Origin of the sequence: Chitiniphilus purpureus, assembly GCF_025642115.1 — a bacterium.
GTDB lineage: Bacteria > Pseudomonadota > Gammaproteobacteria > Burkholderiales > Chitinibacteraceae > Chitiniphilus > Chitiniphilus purpureus.
Genome location: NZ_CP106753.1, coordinates 682,923 through 699,834, shown reverse-complemented (window position 1 = coordinate 699,834; position 16,912 = coordinate 682,923). Strand labels below are relative to the sequence as shown.

Sequence of the window (16,912 nt, the reverse complement as noted above, 5' to 3'; positions counted from 1 at the left end):
CCGTGAATTATATGGCTCGCTAGAATATCTGTGAAGTGGATTCATTAGATCGCTTTCATCTGAGTTAATGATATGAGACCCCCCGCACCATGCGATATACACTGCGGCAGCTAGAAATCTTCGTCGCCGTCGGCCGACTGGAGAATGTCTCCAACGCCGCGCGCGAACTGAACCTGTCGCAATCGGCCACCAGCACCGCATTGGGCGAGTTCGAACGTCAGTTCAACTGCCAGTTGTTCGACCGGGTCGGCAAGACCCTGCAGCTCAATACACTGGGGCGGCGCCTGCTGCCGCGCGCGGCGGCGCTGATCGACCAGGCGCGCGAGATCGAGGCGCTGCTGGAAGGACGGGAAGGCTTCGGCGCGCTGCATATCGGCGCCACGCTCACCATCGGCAACTACCTCGCCACCATCCTGATCTCGCAGTTCATGCAGCGGCACCCGGAGAGCCGGGTGAAGCTGGACGTGCACAACACCGCCACGGTGATCCAGCAGGTGGCCGACTACGCGCTGGACCTGGGGCTGATCGAAGGCGAGAGCCACCATCCGGCGCTGGAAGTGGAGCGCTGGGTGGCCGACGAGCTGGTGGTGTTCGCCAATCCGGAGCATCCGCTCGCGCGGCGCGGCAGTGCCACGGTCGAAGCGCTGCTGGCCGAGCCGTGGATCTTGCGCGAACACGGCTCGGGCACCCGCGAGACCTTCGACCATGCGTTCCGGCCGCACCGGCCACGGCTGAACGTGCGACTGGAGCTGGAACACACCGAGGCGATCAAGCGCGCGGTGGAATCGGGCCTGGGCATCGGCTGCATCTCGCGCCTGGCGCTGCGCGAAGCGTTCCGGCGCGGCAGCCTCGCGCCGATCGAGGTGCCGGAGCTGGACCTGCGCCGGCAGTTCCATTTCGTCTGGCACAAACAGAAGTACCAGACCCCGGGCATGCGCGAATTCCTGGCACTGTGCCGCGGCATGACCGAGGGCGTGCAACGCAGCGACGAGATCGCGCTGCCCTATATCCCCTGAGCGCGGCGTCCCGGCGCGTGCGCTTGCCGATTGTTTGATGCAACTGGCACTGCCCGGACCCCGGCATCGGCTTAAAATGCAGCCCTGACTCTCTGACCGCTTTTCAAGGATTGCCATGCAACGCGACGTGATGAACTACGACCTGTTGATCGTGGGCGCCGGCCCTGCCGGCCTTGCCGCCGCGATCCGCGCCAAACAGCAGGCGGACGCGCTGGGACGCGAGCTGAGCGTATGCGTGCTGGAAAAGGGTGCCGAAGTGGGCGCGCACATCCTGTCGGGCGCGGTGCTCGATCCGCGGGCGTTCGACGAACTGCTGCCTGAGTGGCGCAAGCAGGGCGCGCCGCTTGCCACCGCGGTCACCCACGATGAATTCCTAGTGCTGGACGAGGACCGCTCGTACCGGTTGCCGGGCTGGGGGCTGCCGCCGATGTTGCGCAACCACGGCACCTATATCGCGAGCCTGGGCGAAGTGTGCCAATGGCTGGCGCAGCAGGCCGAGGCCCTGGGCGTGGAGATCTATCCGGGCTTTTCCGCCGCCGAGGTGCTGTACGGTGACGATGACGTGGTGCTGGGCGTGATCACCGGCGACATGGGGCGCGACGCGCAAGGCCGCGAAACCGCGCAGTTCGCGCCGGGCATGGAAATCCGCGCACCGTACACCCTGTTCGCCGAAGGCGTGCGCGGCTCGTTGACACGGCAGTTGGAAGACCGGTTGCAGCTGCGCGCCGACAGCGGGCCGCAGAAGTTCGGCATCGGCATCAAGGAGGTCTGGCGCGTGCCGGCCGACCGGCATGTGCCAGGCCTCGTGCAGCATACGCTGGGCTGGCCACTGGACAACCGCACCGGCGGCGGCTCGTTCATCTATCACTACGGCGAGCGGCTGGTGGCGATCGGCTTCGTGGTGCACCTGGACTACGCCAACCCGCACCTGTCACCGTTCGACGAATTCCAGCGCTTCAAGACCCATCCGGCGATCCGCACACTGCTGCAGGGCGGCGAGCGCCTGTCGTACGGCGCGCGCGCCATCAGCGAAGGCGGCATCCAGGCCTGGCCTCGGCTCGCCTTTCCCGGCGGCGCGCTCATCGGCTGTGGCGCCGGCATGGTCAACGTGCCGCGCATCAAGGGCACGCACAACGCGATGAAGTCCGGCATGCTGGCAGCCGAAGCGGCAGTGGCCGCGATCGCCGCCGGGCGGGCGCAGGACGAGCTGGCGGATTACCCGGCCGCGCTGCGCACGTCGTGGGCCGGCCGGGAGCTCGATGCGGTACGCAACATCAAGCCCATGCTGTCGCGCCTTGGCACCGCGGCCGGCACGCTGGCGGCCGGCGCGGAGCTGTGGCTTGCCGCCCTGGGTGCGCGGCTGCCGTGGACACTCAGGCACCGCAAGCCGGACCATGCCTGTCTGCGCCCGGCGAACGAGATGCCCAGGATCGCCTATCCCAAGCCAGACCATGTGGTCAGCTTCGACCGGATGAGCTCGGTGGCGTTGTCCAATCTGACGCACGATACCGACCAGCCCTGTCACCTGACGCTGACCGACCCAAGCGTGCCCACCGCGCTCAACCTGCCACGCTGGGAGGCGCCGGAGCAGCGCTACTGCCCGGCTGGCGTATACGAAATCGTGCACGAGGCGCAAGGTCCGCGCTTGCAGATCAACGCCCAGAACTGCGTCCACTGTAAGACGTGCGATATCAAGGACCCGACGCAGAATATTGTGTGGGTGCCGCCCCAAGGCGGCAGTGGTCCGGTCTACACTGCAATGTAAGGCGCTGGGGGTGCGCTGGCCGCTGGAAAGGCAACGTGCAGCGGCATCAGCTTGCAAAGCCCTGTCTTGATTGGCAGTATCCGGCGCAAACGAAGAGACTATTTTGCGTAGGAATAGCATGGCGACCCGCGCCGTAGATCCACCCCCGATCCCGTCTCCCCCGCCGGATCAGGAAGCCGGCCCATTGCTGGAGGACGCCGATGCCGCATTTGCGATCGGCGACTATGCCCGCAGCGCGATGCTGGCGGGCCGGGCCTTGGGTGCGGCCGGGCGGAACAAGGCCGAATCCGAACAGGCACGCGCGCTGTTGTTCCATGGTCGGGCACTGCTGGCGCTCGGTCAGCCCGGCGCGGCCATACCGGTATTGAACAAGGCACTGCGCTGCCACGCCGATGCCGTCACCGGCGCCAGCGTCCACCTGGTGCTGGGCCGCTGCCATATCGCGGTCGACGACGCCGGCGCGGCGCTGGCGCAATGGTCGCGCGTGATGGACAGCGATCTGCCCGCCGAGGCGCTGGATCTGAGCGCCGAAGCCTGTGTGCACATCGGCGAGGTCTACCTGAAGTACCGCGATGCCGACAACGCATTCCAATACTACGACCTGGCCTGCGAACTGGCCCAGGACGACGAATTGTGTGTCCGGGCGCACGTGGGGCTGGCCGGCACGTTGATCGGAATGAACCGGCCGCTGATGGCGCGTGCTGCGCTGCGCGTGGCCGAGGAGCGCTTGCAGCTGCCGCACCATATGGCCTGGCAGGGCCAGATCCAGCATCACCTGGGTACGCTGTCGATGGCAAGCGGCGACCTCGGATTGGCCGAGGCGCATTTCCGCACCGCGCTGGCGCTGCACATGGACACCTGCAACAGCGCCGGTCAAGCCCAGGCACTGCTGGCGCTGGGACAGCTGGCCGAGCGCCAGGGCGACAGCGCCACCGCCGAACGGGATCTGCTGCGCGCCGCCATGCTCGCCGATACGCTCTCCACCCCGCGGTTGAACAGCGATATCCATTTTGCGCTGTCGCAGCTTTACGAAGTGCGTGGCGACATGACGCATGCCACCGCGCACTACCTGGAGTACCACACCCACTATCAGCGCGCCAATGGCCGGGATCGCCGCGGCGGGGTCTCCAATCGCCGACTGGCGGCCATCGAAATGCGGCTGAAGCTGCTCACCTCCGAGATCGAGCTGTCGCAGCTGCGGCAGGAAAGCGACGCCGGACGCGAGCGGATGCTGCAACTGGAGCAGGCTGCCTACCGCGATGCATTGACCGGCGTGCACAACCGCCGCGCGTTGACCGACTATCTGCCCGACCTGCTGAGCGCAGCCGAGCAGACGCATACGCCGCTGTCGATGCTGCTGATCGATTTCGACCATTTCAAGCAGGTGAACGACGAGTTCTCACATGCGATCGGGGATGCGGTGCTGCGCGAGGCTGCGCGCCTGTTCAGCCAGACGCTGACACCGGAGGACCTGCTGCTGCGCTACGGCGGCGAGGAATTCGCACTGGTGCTGCCCCACGCCGACCAGCAGCAGGCGGTGGACACCGCCGAAGCGCTGCGCCTCAGGGTGGCCGCGTTCGACTGGGAGCTTCTGGCACCCGGACTGGTCGTGACCATCAGCGTGGGCTGTGCGCAGTTCCACCCGGGCGACAACACCGAAATCCTGCTCTCGCGCGCCGATCTCGCGCTGTACCTTGCCAAGCGCAGCGGGCGCGATCGCGTGGCCGTGGAGCCCGCCCCATGAAACGCGTCTCGCTGGAGCAATTCCGTACGGATCTGCTGGAGCGTGCCGTGGCAGCTGCCAATGGCTCGCCCGAGTCCCCGGTCATCGCCGCGGACTGGCTGGCGCGCGCGCGCCGCTATGGCGACCCGGCCACCACCGCCTGTGCGCTGGTCACGCTGGGGCACGCCCATCAACACGTGGGTGCGCTGGGTGAGGCGCAGGGCGCATTCCGCGCCGCGATTCCGCTGTGGAACCAGGCCGGCGACGCCTACGCGCTCGCCGATGCGCGGATCGAGCTGGGGCACTCCTACTACGCCGCCGGCGAGTACCCGCGGGCGCTCGCCACCTGGCTGGACAGCCTGGAGCACGTACGCGAAACCCAGGATCTGAACAGCGGTACCCGCATCTACCTGGGCGTGGGCAAGATGTACTACGCATTGGAGGACTTCTCCAGCGCGCTGCGCTACCACGAATTGGCGCTGCAGCTGGCACGCCGGCTCAATGCGCCCAAGCCGGTCTGCGAAGTGCTGATCAATATCGCCGGCGACGCCTACCGGCTGCAGCGCTACGAACGCGCGCTGACCGCGCTGAGCGAGGCGGATGCGCTGCTGCACAGTGGCGTCTTCACCAACCATGTCTGGGAAGCGGAGGTGGAGTCGTATCTGGGGCTGATCCATTTCGGCCGCGGCGAGTACGAACAGGCGCGGCTCAAGCTCGACGCTGCCTTCGCCATCCACCAGCAGAACCAGAACCTGTGGGGCAAGAGCCACGTGATGCTGGCCTTGGGGCGTACCCACGCCCGGCTGGGCGAGCTGGCACGCGCCGAGGCCTGTCTTGCCAACGCCAGCGAGCTTGCCGAGCAGGCCAAGCTGACCGCGTTGATGCGGCAGAGCGCCGAACTGCGCGCCGACCTTGCGGTGCGGCAGGGCGATCACCGCGCCGCATTGCAGCACTACAAGCGCATGCATGCGCTGGAAGCGGGTGACGAGCCTGAACGTCCGTCACTGCAGATCAACCGGCAGGTGGCCGAGCGGCTGCGCACCGGCACGGTGCGCCTGCGGCTGGAACGTACCCGCAAACGGCTCGCGGGCCGTGCCGGACTGTGATCATGCCAGCGCGCCCAGCACGCGCTTGAGCAACGTTTCCAGCTGATCCTTCTCGTGCGGTTGCAGTACGTCGTATACCGAGTGCACCCGGGCCTGCAGCACAGGCAGCAGCGATTCGACCAGATGCGCGCCGTCGCAGGCCAGGCGCAGGTCGATCCGGCGCCGGTCCTCATCGTTGTGGGCGCGCAACAGCAGCCCACGCGCCACCAGTTCATCGCAGATCCGCGTCACGTTGGCGCGCGACTCGCTGGTCGCCTGGGCAAGATCGGATGGATTGAGCACGCTGTCGGGCGCGCTGTACAGCATGGTCAACGCGCTGAAACTCACCGGGTTGAGCCCGTGCTCGCGCAATACCTCGTGCATGCGGTCATGCAGCCGGCCCTGCACATGCCGCAGCAGTTGCGACAGCAGCGCATGCTGGCGTGAACAGCCGGGCAATCGATCGCAGGCAAGCCCGATCTTGTGCTCGACGGACCGGAAGCAATCCGGGGTGTGGGCGTCTTGATTCATAAAACAATAGTAAATATCCAAACTAATCAATGCAATCCGGCGCCGGATGGGCGGACCAGGACGCGCCTGGCCGCCCGGCACCGGCGGCATGGCCCGTGTGGAGTGGATGTCGCCGTTGCCCCACACTGCGGCGGCGTATATGAATGCCAGCGGCGGGATGACCCGTTGCGGCTGGGCTGGGCTGGGCTGGGCTGGGCTGGGCTGGGCTGGGCTGGGCTGGGCTGGGCTGGGCTGGGCTGGGCTGGGCTGGGCTGGGCTGGGCTGGGCTGGGCTGGGCTGGGCTGGGCTGGGCTGGGCTGGGCTGGGCTGGGCTGGGCTGGGCAAATTGTGCCGCACGGCGCATTGCGCCAACCAGCGCGAGGGTCGCCCGTTGCCCAATCCGGTGGTCACCGCTTCAATCGGCGCCGGGTGTTCCGATCGAACCGCCGCCCATGCAAGGCTCATCGTCGCCCGTGCCGGCAGCGGCGATGGCAGGCAGGTCCAGCGCGCGCAACCGCTGCCGCAGTTGCGGCAGCACCTCGGCCTCAAACCATGGGTTGCGGCGCAGCCACAGCTGGTTGCGCGGGCTGGGATGCGGCAACGGGAAGAAGTGCGGCAGATGATCCTGCCAGCGCCGCACGGTTTCGGTCAGCGAGGCCGCCCGGCGTGCACCCAGGTACCAGGCCTGCGCGTACTGGCCGATCAGCAGCGTCAAGCCGATGGCGGGCAACTGTGCGTGCAGCCGCTCGCGCCACAATGGTGCGCATTCCGGGCGGGGTGGCAGATCACCCGCCCTGCCTTTGCCCGGATAACAGAACCCCATCGGGATGATGGCAATCCGTCGTTCGTCATAGAACGTCCCACGATCAAGCGCCAGCCATTGCCGCAGCCGGTCGCCCGATGCGTCGTTCCACGGAATGCCGGTGGCGTGCACCCGCGTGCCGGGCGCCTGCCCCACGATCAGCAGCCGGGCACTGGCGGCCGCCCGCAACACCGGACGCGGCCCCAGCGGCAGGTGCGGGGCACACACGGTGCAGGCACGGATCTCGGTCAGCAACGCATCCAGCGGTGTGGCCGGCACCGTCATCAGTGCGCCTGCTCCCAATTGGCGCCCACGCCCACCTCGGCCACCAACGGCACCGACAACTCGGCCACCTGCGCCATCAACCGCGGCAGCTCGGCCTCCACCTGCGCCAGCTCCGCATCCGGTACCTCCAGCACCAGTTCGTCGTGCACCTGCAGGATCAGGCGCGTGGCCAGCCCACCCTCGGCTAGCCAGCGATCGACGGCGATCATCGCCAGCTTGATCAGATCCGCGGCGGTGCCCTGCATCGGTGCGTTGATCGCGGCGCGCTCGGCGCCGGCGCGGCGCCCGGCATTGGCCGACTTGATCTCGGGCAGCCACAGCCGCCGCCCGAACACGGTCTCGACATAGCCGCGCTCGCGTGCCTCCTGCCGGGTACGCTCCATGTATTCGGCCACGCCCGGAAAGCGGCCGAAATAGCGCTGGATGTAGCTTTGCGCTGCACTGCGCTCGATTTCGAGCTGGCTTGCAAGGCCGAACGCGCTCATACCATAGATCAGTCCGAAATTGATGGTCTTGGCGTAGCGGCGCTGCTCGCTGGTCACTTCGTCCACCGGCACCCCGAACACTTCGGCCGCCGTGGCACGGTGGATGTCGACGCCTTCGGCAAACGCGTTGAGCAGCGCCGTGTCGCCCGACAGGTGCGCCATGATGCGCAGCTCGATCTGCGAATAGTCGGCCGAAACGATGCGGCTGCCCGCCGGCGCGATGAAGGCTTCGCGGATACGGCGCCCTTCGGCGGTGCGGATCGGGATGTTCTGCAGGTTGGGATCGGTGGACGAGAGCCGGCCGGTGACCGCCACGGTCTGGTTGAAGCTGGTATGCACCCGCCCGGTGGCCGGGTTGACCATCTGCGAGAGCTTGTCGGTATAGGTGGACTTGAGCTTGGAGAGGGAGCGGTGCTCCAGCAGCACCTTGGGCAGCGGGAAATCCTTGGCCAGCTCCAGCAGCACATCCTCGTCGGTCGACGGTGCGCCCTTGGGCGTCTTCTTCACCACCGGCAGTTGCAGCCGCTCGAAGAAGATCTCGCCGATCTGCTTGGGCGAGCCCAGGTTGAACGGCTGGCCCGCCAGCGTATAGGCCTCCTGCTCCAGCGTGATCAGCTTGTGGCCGATCTCGTGGCTTTGCTGCGCCAGCTTCTTCGCGTCGATCAGCACGCCGGTACGCTCCATCCGGAACAGCACTTCGCGCACCGGCAGCTCGATATCGCGGTACAGCGACATCAGCCGCGGCTCGGCGGCCAGCCGCGGGACGAGCACGCCGGCCAAGCGCAGCACGATGTCGGCATCCTCGGCGGCGTAGGCGGTCGCCGCTTCGATCGCCACCTCGTCAAACCCGATCTGCTTGGCCCCCTTGCCGCACACGTCCTCATACTTGATCGTGGTCTCGCCCAGCTCACGCGCCGCCTGATCGTCCATGTTGTGGCGCTCGTGGCTGGCAAGGACATAGCTCATCAGCAAGGTGTCGTCGACGATGCCGGCCAGTGTGATGCCGTGGTTGAGGAACACATGCTGGTCGTACTTGAGGTTCTGCCCCAGCTTGCGGTGCTCGCGCGACTCCAGCCAGGGCTTGAGCTGCGCCAGCGTGGCATCGAAATCGAGCTGGTCGGGCGCATTGGTGCCGCGGTGCCCCAGCGGCAGATAGGCGGCACGGCCCGCCTCGAGCGCGAATGAGAGACCCACGATGCGCGCCTGCATCGGATCAAGGCTGGTGGTCTCGGTATCGAGCGAGACAACGGGTGCGGCCAGGATGCGGCGCAGCCAGTCATCCAGCTGCGGCTGGGTCAGGATGGGCTCGTAGTGGCGCTCGACCTCGGCAGGTGCCTCGATCCCGATGGTGGCGGCACCGACCGCGGGCGCGGCATCCGCCTGCACCGTCGCGTCGGCCGTCCGGGCGGCCTCGGCGGGCTCACTCCCATCCGACGTGGCGGCCCCCAGCTGTGTCTCGGCCTCCTTGGTCCAGGTGCGGAAGTGGTAGCGGCGGAACAACGCCAGCAGCGTGGTCCAGTCCTCGGCGCGCGGTTGCAGGTCGGCAAGGCCCTGCGGCAGGTCGGCGCTCAGGTCCAGGTCACTGCGGATCGTGACCAGCTGCCGCGCCATCGGCAGCCATGCAAGCGTATCGCGCAGGTTGTCGCCGACCACGCCCTTGATCTGGCCGGCATGGGCGACCAAGTTGTCCAGCGAGCCGTATTCGGCCAGCCACTTGGCCGCGGTCTTGGGCCCACACTTGGGCACGCCGGGCACGTTGTCCACGGCATCGCCCACCAGGGCGAGATAGTCGACGATCTGCGCCGGATGCACGCCGAACTTGGCAAACACACCGGCCTCGTCCAGCACTTCCTCGGTCATCGAATTCTCGATGCGCACATGGCCGTCGACCAGCTGGGCCATGTCCTTGTCCCCGGTGGAGATGATGGTTTCCATCCCCTGGCGCGCCGCTTCGCATGCCAATGTGCCGATCACGTCATCGGCCTCCACCCCGTCCACGCACAGCAGCGGGATGCCGAACGCCTTCACCGCGGCATGGATGGGTTCGACCTGCACCCGCAGCTCGTCGGGCATCGGCGGGCGATTGGCCTTGTAGTCGGGATAGAGGTCGTCGCGGAAGGTCTTGCCCTTGGCATCGAACACGCAGGCCACGTAGTCGGCCGGCGTCACCTTGCGCAAGCGCTTGAGCATATTGATGAAACCGTACAGCGCGTTGGTGGGCGTGCCATCCGGCGCGGACAGCTCTCGGATGGCATGGAAGGCGCGGTAGAGGTAGGACGAACCGTCGATCAGAAGCAGCGTGGGCATGCGTTGGAACCTGTAAGCAAAGACGGTCTGGGACCCGGTTTACGATCTTTTCGCGGTGGCGCCGGGGACAAGGCGCACCGCGGCGTACATGGTGCGATCAGCCGACACTGTACCGGCAGCTGTGGGCCGGGGTGGAAAAAGGCGATGCACCGCAGCGCATGCCTGGCCCGCCATCCCCGCCCCGGCCGATGCCTTGCGCCTGGTGCCCGGCCCTGTTGCGGCGCCAGCGTGAAAAGGTCGTAAACAGGTTCTTACCGCCTGCTATACTCGTTGTAAGAAAACAGGAAGCCCGCCATGGCACTCAAGGACAAACTCCCGCAATTCACCGATCCGGCGATCCATGCCGACAAGCACGACTACCGCGCCCGCGAAGCATGGCGGGTGTTCGAGATCATGTCGGAATTCGTCGAGGCGGCCGAGCGGTTGCGGCCGATCCAGCCTGCGGTGTCGATCTTCGGCTCGGCCCGGGTCGCGCGCGACCATGGCTATTATAAGCTGACCGAGGAGATCGCCCGCCTGTTGTCCGACGCCGGTTTCTCGGTGATCTCGGGCGGCGGCCCTGGCCTGATGGAAGCGGCCAACAAGGGCGCCTATCACGGCAGGAGCCCGTCGGTGGGCCTCAACATCCAGTTGCCATTCGAGCAAAGCGGCAATCCCTATCAGGACGTGAGCCAGACCTTCCGCCACTTCTTCGCGCGCAAGGTGATGTTCGTCAAGCACGCCACCGCCTATGTGGTGATGCCCGGCGGCTTTGGCACGCTGGACGAGCTGTCCGAGGCGCTCACGCTGATCCAGACGGGCAAGACCCGGCGCATTCCGGTGATCCTGGTCGGCAGCGCCTTCTGGTCAGGGCTGATCGACTGGTTCGGCCAGCAATTGGTCGGCGATGGGATGATCAGCGAGGGCGACATGGACCTGATGCAGCTGATCGACGAACCGGCGGCGGTGGTCGAGGCCATCTTCAAGTTCTACGAGACGCGCGGCTTCGAGATGAGCCCGGCCGAGCGCGAAATGCAGTTCAGCCTATGAGGACCCCGTACGCCATGCGCCTTGCCGTCTGCCAGATCGCGCTCATCGCCGCTGTCATCGCCCCTTTCACCCTGGCGGACGACGTGCCGCCGCCGCTGCCCGCCGAAGACAGCGAAGGCGTGGCGGCCGAGGAACCGGAAGTACGGATCGTCGAGAAGGGCGACGCCACGGTGGCCGAGTACCGCATCCACGGCAAGCTCTACATGATGAAGGTCATGCCCAGGATCGGCCCCGCCTACTATCTGATCGACCGCGAAGGCAACGGACGCTTCGAGCGCGACGACACCGGCGGCCCCGATCTGGCGGTACCGCGCTGGGTGTTGTTCAGCTGGTAATCCAGGTGACGGCGCTGCTCGGGGCCGGTGGCAGGCCGGGGACGCAACCTGTCGTCATCCGGCGTCGGCTTGCGTAAACTGCGGGCTTTGTACGGCCCCAGCCCCGACCGAGCGTCCCATGTCCGTCTTCACCACCGTCACCGCCGAAGATCTGCAGCCCTTCCTCAAACGCTACGCCATCGGCCAGCTGGTCGATCTGCAGGGAATCGCCGCCGGGGTCACCAACACCAACTACTTCGTCACCACCTCGCACGGCCGTTATGTGCTGACGTTGTTCGAAACGCTGAAGGCCGAGGAGCTGCCGTTCTACGTGAACCTGATGGCGCACCTGGCGCAGCATGGGATCGCGGTCGCCTCGCCGATCGCCAATCTGGACGACGACTACATCGACACGCTGAACGGCCGCCCGACGCTGCTGGTCACCTGCATGCCCGGGCGCGTGATCGACACGCCGACACCGGTGCAATGCGCGCAGGTGGGCGAAATGCTGGCGCAGATGCATCGCGCCGCCGCGCACTACCACGGCCGTATGGCCAACCCGCGTGGCCTTGCCTGGTGGCAGGCGGCGGCCACTGCGGTCTATGAGCGGATGGCGCCTGCCGACGCCGCGCTGTTGCGGCGCGAACTGGCGGCGCAGGCCGCCGCCGACTTCACCGCCCTGCCGCAGGGGGTGGTGCACGCCGACCTGTTCCGCGACAACGTGCTGATGGACGGCGAGCAGGTGGGCGGCTTCATCGATTTTTACTACGCCTGCAATGACGCCTTGCTCTACGACGTCGCGATCACGCTCAATGACTGGTGCGTCACCGTCGACGGCGACATCGACACGGCGCGCGCCCGTGCCCTGCTCGTGGGCTACGGTGCGGTGCGGCCGTTCACCGCCGCCGAGATTGCGGCCTGGCCACTGATGCTGCGTGCCGCGGCACTACGCTTCTGGACCTCGCGCCTGCTGGATTTCCACCAGCCGGCCGCAGGCGAGATGACCTTTGCCAAGGACCCGGGCCACTTCCAGCGCGTGCTGTCGCACCACCTGGCGCGCCGCGACTTCTGGCTTGCATAACGGCACTACGCGCCCCATCTTAGACCCTGTTCCGGCAGCGCCTGGAACCGCCCGACCCCATGAGCCCGACGGGGGCACACTGCTTTGAACGACTTTCTATCCGATCTTTCCGCCTTGCTCGGCGCGGGTGGCGTGCTGACCGGCCAAGCGAGCGCCGGCTATCTGCTCGACCAGCGACGCCGCTGGCAAGGTGTGGCGCTGGCCGTGGCCCGGCCGCGTCATACCGATGAGGTGGCCGCCCTGGTCAAGCTGTGCGCGGCCCATGGCGTCAGCATCGTGCCGCAGGGGGGCAACACCAGCCTGTGCGGCGGTGCCACCCCTGACGCCTCGGGCAGGCAGCTGCTGGTGTCGTTCGAGCGGATGAACCGCATCGTGGCGGTCGATGCCGCCAACGACACCATCACTGCCGAAGCCGGCGCCACCATCGCCCAGGTGCAGCAGGCCGCCCGCGCCGCCAACCGGCTGTTTCCGGCTGAATGGGCAGCCAGCGCGTCCAGCCAGGTCGGCGGGGCACTGGCGACCAATGCCGGCGGCGTCAACGTGTTGCACTACGGCAACATGCGCGAGCTGACACTGGGGCTGGAGGTGGTGCTGGCCGACGGCCGGGTCTGGAACGGGCTGCGCGGGCTGCGCAAGGACAACACCGGCTATGACCTGAAGCATCTGTTCATCGGTGCCGAGGGCACGCTGGGCCTGATCACCCAGGCAGTGTTCCGGCTCTATCCCCAGCCGGCGGCACACGCCACGGCGCTGGTCAACGTAGCCGGCCCGGCGGCGGCAGTCGCCCTGCTGCGCGGCCTGCAGGCCGCCATCGGCGACCGGGTGACCTCGTTCGAACTGATTTCCCGCCGCTGCTGGGAACTGCTGGCGCGGTACTGCCCCGAGCTGCCACAGCCGCATGCCACGCCACCGGCCTGGTGCGTGCTGGTGGAGATCTCGGATGCGGGTGCGGACGCCGCGCTGCTCGAACGGCTGGCACAGGCGCTGGTCGACCTGGGTTTCGAAGACGCGCTGGTGGCGCATTCGCCCGGCGACGCGCAGGCGTTCTGGGCGCTGCGCGAATCGATCCCGGAGGCGCAGCGCCGCCGCGGTGTGTCGATCAAACACGACATCGCCGTGCCGATCTCGGCCATTCCCGCGTTCCTTGAACAGGCCGAACAGGCGGTCAAGAGCGGCTTTCCCGGCGCCGACATCGTCGCCTTCGGCCACGTGGGCGATGGCAACCTGCACTACAACGTGTTTCTGGACGACCAGACCAACAGCGTCTATTGCCACGAACCGGCGATCAACCGGCTCGTCTACGGCGTGGTGGCGCAGCTGGAAGGCACCCTGTCGGCCGAGCATGGCATCGGCGTGCTCAAGCGCGACGAATTGGCCCACTATCGCAGCCCGCTCGAGCTGGAGCTGATGCGCCTGATCAAGACAGCGCTCGATCCGGCCGGACGGCTGAACCCGGACAAGGTCATCCGCCTTGAGCCGCCCGCTGGCGGCACCGCGGCGCCGGACTGACCACACGCGCCGGGCCGCCGGGTGCGGCAGCTGCTACGCTGTGCTTTTCAATCCGCTTGCCCCTTCCATGATCCAGCTCTCCTGCGCCTTCGATTCAGGCGCCATCACCGTGCTGTCGTGCAACGATCCGGCCGACATGCGCATTGCGCTGCGGCCGGACAACGCCGCCCATTTCAAGCAGTGGTTCCACTTTCGCGCGAGCGGCGTCAAGGGTGTGCACTGTGCCTACACGCTCATCGACGCCGGAGAAGCCGCCTATCCGGGTGGCTGGGACGGCTATGCGGTGCGTGCCTCGTACGACAGGCGGCACTGGTTCTGCGTCCCCACGCAGCATGAGGCGGGCCAGCTGCACTTCAACCATGTCCCTGATCACGACACGGTGTACTACGCCTATTTCGAGCCCTACGGCTGGGAGCGCCACCTCGATCTGATCGCCCGCGCGCAGTCCACCGCGCCGTGGTGCCACGCGATACGCCTGGGGCAGACGCTGGAGGGGCGCGATCTCGATCTGCTGCGCATCGGCGAGCCGGACCCCGGCAAGCGCAATATCTGGGTGATCGCCCGCCAGCATCCGGGCGAGAGCATGGCCGAATGGTTTGCAGAAGGGCTGATCGACGCATTGCTCGACGCCGCGCACGCGCCGACACGCGCGCTGCTGCAGACCGCGGTGTTCCATATCGTGCCGAACATGAACCCGGATGGCAGCGTGCGCGGCAACCTGCGCACCAACGCTGCCGGCGCCAACCTCAACCGCGAGTGGGCCACACCCAGCGCCACGCGCAGCCCTGAAGTGCTGCTGGTACGGCAAAAGATGCGCGAGGTCGGCGTGGATGCATTTCTGGACGTGCATGGCGACGAAACCATCCCGCACAACTTCGTCGCCGGCTGCGAAGGCAATCCGTCGTTCTCCACCCGCCAGTGCCGGCTGCAGGATGCGTTCAAGGGCGCCTGGCTTGCCGCCAGTCCGGACTTCCAGACCGACCATGGCTACCAAGACCGTGAATTCGGCCCGGAGCAGATGACGCTGGCAACCAACTGGGTCGGCGACGCCTTCGATTGCCTGGCGTTCACCATCGAGATGCCGTTCAAGGATACGGCCGGGCATCCGTCACCCGCGACAGGGTGGAACGGCGAGCGCAGCCGGCAGCTTGGCGCTTCGGTACTCCTGCCGTTGCTGGCGGTCTGCGGGCAACTGCGCTGATCTGGGTGGAGAAGGGCAAGCGGCCACTGCTCACACACGTTTCACGGTTGCATTTGGGTTAATCCAGTGTGAGACCACGACGACACCTGGATCGGCAGGCGCTAGACCTTCAACGAAATCGAGACCGGCACATCCGTGGCACGGCGCCCGTTCAGTCGCCGATCCTGGCTGGTACGGGTATCGAGCGGCATCGCCTGCTGGGCCTGACGTCGCCGCTGCTGCCGCCGGTCCTGGCCGTTGCGGCGCTCCACCCCATCCCAGGGAGCTTCGACAGCACCCGGCTGCTCCGGCGAAGACGCAGGCGTGTCAGCCTGCAGGCGCGGGGAGAATGGCGAGGAAGGCGGCCCGGTATAAGCCTGTACGGCATCGACCAGTTGGAAATTGAAAATGGGCATCATGGCTTCCTTTTCCGAATCAACGGGTTGAACCCCATATCGGAACAAAGTGCCGGCGCCTTTACCATCGGCAGTGCCAGCGGTCAAAACTTACAGGTGAACGGCGACCGTCAGCCGGATCCGCAGCAGACCATACCGGGCAACCGGGGTTGACGGCATCGGGTTGCGGCAAAGCAAACGGCCCGCCAGAGGCGGGCCGCAGCGGCAATGCAAGCAGGTGGACGATCAGACCGGCACCAACGCCTGCTTCATCTTCTGCAGCGCCTTCGATTCGATCTGCCGGATACGCTCGGCCGAGACGTTGAATTCGGCGGCCAGATCATGCAGCGTCTTGCCTTCGCCATCGTCGGCCAGCCAGCGTGCCTCGACAATGCGGCGACTGCGTGCATCCAGCGTATCCAGCGCCTCGGCAATGCCTTCGGACTGCAGCCGGTCATGCGCGCGGCGCTGGATGGTGGCAACCGGCTCGCTGTCGCTGTCGGCCAGCCAGTCGATCGGGGCGAAACCGTCCTCGTCGCCTTCGTCGGCCAGCAGGGCCACGTCCTGGCCGGTCATGCGCATATCCATTTCCAGCACTTCCTCGGGTTTCACCCCCAGGTCGTCGGCGATCTCCTGCGCCTGCTTGTGGGTCAGCGCGGCAAAGCCGTTCTTCATCGAGCGCAGGTTGAAAAAGAGCTTGCGCTGCGCCTTGGTGGTGGCGACGCGCACCAGGCGCCAGTTGCGCAGGATGTATTCGTGGATCTCCGCCTTGATCCAATGCACGGCGAACGAGAACAGTCGCACACCGCGCGCGGGTTCAAAGCGCTTGACCGCCTTCATCAGCCCGATATTGCCTTCCTGGATCAGGTCGGCCTGCGGCAGCCCATAGCCGGCGTAGCCACGCGCGATCGACACCACGACCCGCAGGTGGGACATGACCAGCCTGCCGGCAGCTTCCAGGTCGTTGTCGCGGCGCAGGCGGGTGGCCAGGTCGGTCTCCTCTTCGGCCGTGAGCAACGGAATGGCATTGACGCGCTGAATGTACGACTCGATGCTGTCGCCGCCAGAGAGCACGGGAAGGGTGAGACTGTGGCTCATGCGTATCTCCTATGACAAAGCCGGAGGTTGCCCCGGCCCGTATCTTAGCACTCGACCCATGAGAGTGCTAACCGCCGGGAAAGTTCAGGCGACCGTCCAGCTGTGACTTGCGCAGCACGCAAGTCTCCAGACCGATTCAAGCATGATCCGGTATGACGGCGCACGGCAAAAATTATTATTGGCGCGATAGGTGCCGCCAATCGCGCACTGCCCCTGCTCATCCAATCAGGCACACATCCAGCCCGGCCGGGGTGGAATGGCCCGATATCCGGCACAGGCGGGGAGCGATCCGGGCCGTTGCAACACCCAGTGTGCGGCACGCCATCGA

Annotated in this window: 14 protein-coding genes; 9 read left to right on the top strand and 5 right to left on the bottom strand. The window is 66.7% G+C overall.

The features are described from left to right. The first annotated feature begins 89 nt into the window (after positions 1 to 89). The 4 genes from N8I74_RS03170 to N8I74_RS03155 all read left to right on the top strand — a co-directional run bounded on the left by N8I74_RS03170 (position 90) and on the right by N8I74_RS03155 (position 5,610). Positions 90 to 1,016 (top strand): LysR family transcriptional regulator, encoded by a 927-nt coding sequence (locus N8I74_RS03170; protein ID WP_263125474.1) that lies wholly within the window; start codon positions 90 to 92, stop codon positions 1,014 to 1,016. A 115-nt stretch (positions 1,017 to 1,131) separates the two neighbouring features. Then, positions 1,132 to 2,781, top strand: coding sequence for an electron transfer flavoprotein-ubiquinone oxidoreductase (locus N8I74_RS03165; protein WP_263125473.1), 1,650 nt, complete (start codon positions 1,132 to 1,134; stop codon positions 2,779 to 2,781). A gap of 118 nt (positions 2,782 to 2,899) precedes the next feature. Then, positions 2,900 to 4,525, top strand: a complete 1,626-nt coding sequence (locus N8I74_RS03160; RefSeq protein WP_263125472.1) for a tetratricopeptide repeat-containing diguanylate cyclase — start codon at positions 2,900 to 2,902, stop codon at positions 4,523 to 4,525. Then, positions 4,522 to 5,610: a tetratricopeptide repeat protein gene (locus tag N8I74_RS03155; protein WP_263125471.1), complete on the top strand. Its 1,089-nt coding sequence runs from the start codon at positions 4,522 to 4,524 to the stop codon at positions 5,608 to 5,610. Before N8I74_RS03160 ends, N8I74_RS03155 begins: the two co-directional genes overlap by 4 nt. Here the strand turns inward: N8I74_RS03155 and N8I74_RS03150 are convergent, their stop codons facing one another. The 3 genes from N8I74_RS03150 to polA form a co-directional block, all read right to left on the bottom strand. Continuing rightward, the gene (locus N8I74_RS03150) at positions 5,611 to 6,120 is read right to left on the bottom strand and encodes a MarR family transcriptional regulator (RefSeq protein WP_263125470.1); all 510 of its coding nucleotides are present in this window, start codon (positions 6,118 to 6,120) and stop codon (positions 5,611 to 5,613) included. 394 nt (positions 6,121 to 6,514) lie between these two features. Further along, positions 6,515 to 7,186 carry a uracil-DNA glycosylase family protein gene (locus N8I74_RS03145; protein ID WP_263125469.1) on the bottom strand — a complete coding sequence of 224 codons (672 nt, stop codon included), beginning with the start codon at positions 7,184 to 7,186 and terminating at the stop codon, positions 6,515 to 6,517. Then, entirely contained in the window at positions 7,186 to 9,978 is a 2,793-nt protein-coding gene (gene polA / locus N8I74_RS03140; RefSeq protein ID WP_263125468.1) for a DNA polymerase I, read from the bottom strand. Before polA ends, N8I74_RS03145 begins: the two co-directional genes overlap by 1 nt. A gap of 294 nt (positions 9,979 to 10,272) precedes the next feature. On the opposite strand from polA, the gene N8I74_RS03135 reads away from it, so the two are divergent. The 5 genes from N8I74_RS03135 to N8I74_RS03115 all read left to right on the top strand — a co-directional run bounded on the left by N8I74_RS03135 (position 10,273) and on the right by N8I74_RS03115 (position 15,112). Then, a complete protein-coding gene (locus tag N8I74_RS03135) occupies positions 10,273 to 11,007 on the top strand; it encodes an LOG family protein (RefSeq protein WP_263125467.1) in 735 nt (244 codons plus the stop codon). After that, the gene (locus N8I74_RS03130; protein WP_263125466.1) at positions 11,004 to 11,342 is read left to right on the top strand and encodes a DUF2782 domain-containing protein; all 339 of its coding nucleotides are present in this window, start codon (positions 11,004 to 11,006) and stop codon (positions 11,340 to 11,342) included. The genes N8I74_RS03135 and N8I74_RS03130 overlap by 4 nt, the downstream gene beginning before the upstream one ends. 118 nt (positions 11,343 to 11,460) lie before the next feature. Then, positions 11,461 to 12,402 (top strand): homoserine kinase, encoded by a 942-nt coding sequence (locus N8I74_RS03125; RefSeq protein ID WP_263125465.1) that lies wholly within the window; start codon positions 11,461 to 11,463, stop codon positions 12,400 to 12,402. An 84-nt stretch (positions 12,403 to 12,486) separates the two neighbouring features. Further along, the gene (locus N8I74_RS03120) at positions 12,487 to 13,911 is read left to right on the top strand and encodes an FAD-binding oxidoreductase (RefSeq protein WP_263125464.1); all 1,425 of its coding nucleotides are present in this window, start codon (positions 12,487 to 12,489) and stop codon (positions 13,909 to 13,911) included. 67 nt (positions 13,912 to 13,978) lie between these two features. Further along, positions 13,979 to 15,112 (top strand): M14 family metallopeptidase, encoded by a 1,134-nt coding sequence (locus tag N8I74_RS03115; protein WP_263125463.1) that lies wholly within the window; start codon positions 13,979 to 13,981, stop codon positions 15,110 to 15,112. A gap of 101 nt (positions 15,113 to 15,213) precedes the next feature. On the opposite strand, the gene N8I74_RS03110 is transcribed toward N8I74_RS03115, so the two are convergent. Continuing rightward, positions 15,214 to 15,507: a hypothetical protein gene (locus N8I74_RS03110; RefSeq protein ID WP_263125462.1), complete on the bottom strand. Its 294-nt coding sequence runs from the start codon at positions 15,505 to 15,507 to the stop codon at positions 15,214 to 15,216. A gap of 225 nt (positions 15,508 to 15,732) precedes the next feature. Further along, entirely contained in the window at positions 15,733 to 16,584 is an 852-nt protein-coding gene (rpoH, locus tag N8I74_RS03105) for an RNA polymerase sigma factor RpoH (RefSeq protein WP_263125461.1), read from the bottom strand. Between the last annotated feature and the right edge of the window lie 328 nt (positions 16,585 to 16,912).

What these genes read in the sequence shown, in the direction of transcription:
- N8I74_RS03170 (WP_263125474.1), top strand. Translation starts at nt 90, where the DNA reads ATGCGATATACACTGCGGCAGCTAGAAATCTTCGTCGCCGTCGGCCGA.
- N8I74_RS03165 (WP_263125473.1), top strand. Translation starts at nt 1,132, where the DNA reads ATGCAACGCGACGTGATGAACTACGACCTGTTGATCGTGGGCGCCGGC.
- N8I74_RS03160 (WP_263125472.1), top strand. Translation starts at nt 2,900, where the DNA reads ATGGCGACCCGCGCCGTAGATCCACCCCCGATCCCGTCTCCCCCGCCG.
- N8I74_RS03155 (WP_263125471.1), top strand. Translation starts at nt 4,522, where the DNA reads ATGAAACGCGTCTCGCTGGAGCAATTCCGTACGGATCTGCTGGAGCGT.
- N8I74_RS03150 (WP_263125470.1), bottom strand. Translation starts at nt 6,120, where the DNA reads ATGAATCAAGACGCCCACACCCCGGATTGCTTCCGGTCCGTCGAGCAC.
- N8I74_RS03145 (WP_263125469.1), bottom strand. Translation starts at nt 7,186, where the DNA reads ATGACGGTGCCGGCCACACCGCTGGATGCGTTGCTGACCGAGATCCGT.
- polA (WP_263125468.1), bottom strand. Translation starts at nt 9,978, where the DNA reads ATGCCCACGCTGCTTCTGATCGACGGTTCGTCCTACCTCTACCGCGCC.
- N8I74_RS03135 (WP_263125467.1), top strand. Translation starts at nt 10,273, where the DNA reads ATGGCACTCAAGGACAAACTCCCGCAATTCACCGATCCGGCGATCCAT.
- N8I74_RS03130 (WP_263125466.1), top strand. Translation starts at nt 11,004, where the DNA reads ATGAGGACCCCGTACGCCATGCGCCTTGCCGTCTGCCAGATCGCGCTC.
- N8I74_RS03125 (WP_263125465.1), top strand. Translation starts at nt 11,461, where the DNA reads ATGTCCGTCTTCACCACCGTCACCGCCGAAGATCTGCAGCCCTTCCTC.
- N8I74_RS03115 (WP_263125463.1), top strand. Translation starts at nt 13,979, where the DNA reads ATGATCCAGCTCTCCTGCGCCTTCGATTCAGGCGCCATCACCGTGCTG.
- N8I74_RS03110 (WP_263125462.1), bottom strand. Translation starts at nt 15,507, where the DNA reads ATGCCCATTTTCAATTTCCAACTGGTCGATGCCGTACAGGCTTATACC.
- rpoH (WP_263125461.1), bottom strand. Translation starts at nt 16,584, where the DNA reads ATGAGCCACAGTCTCACCCTTCCCGTGCTCTCTGGCGGCGACAGCATC.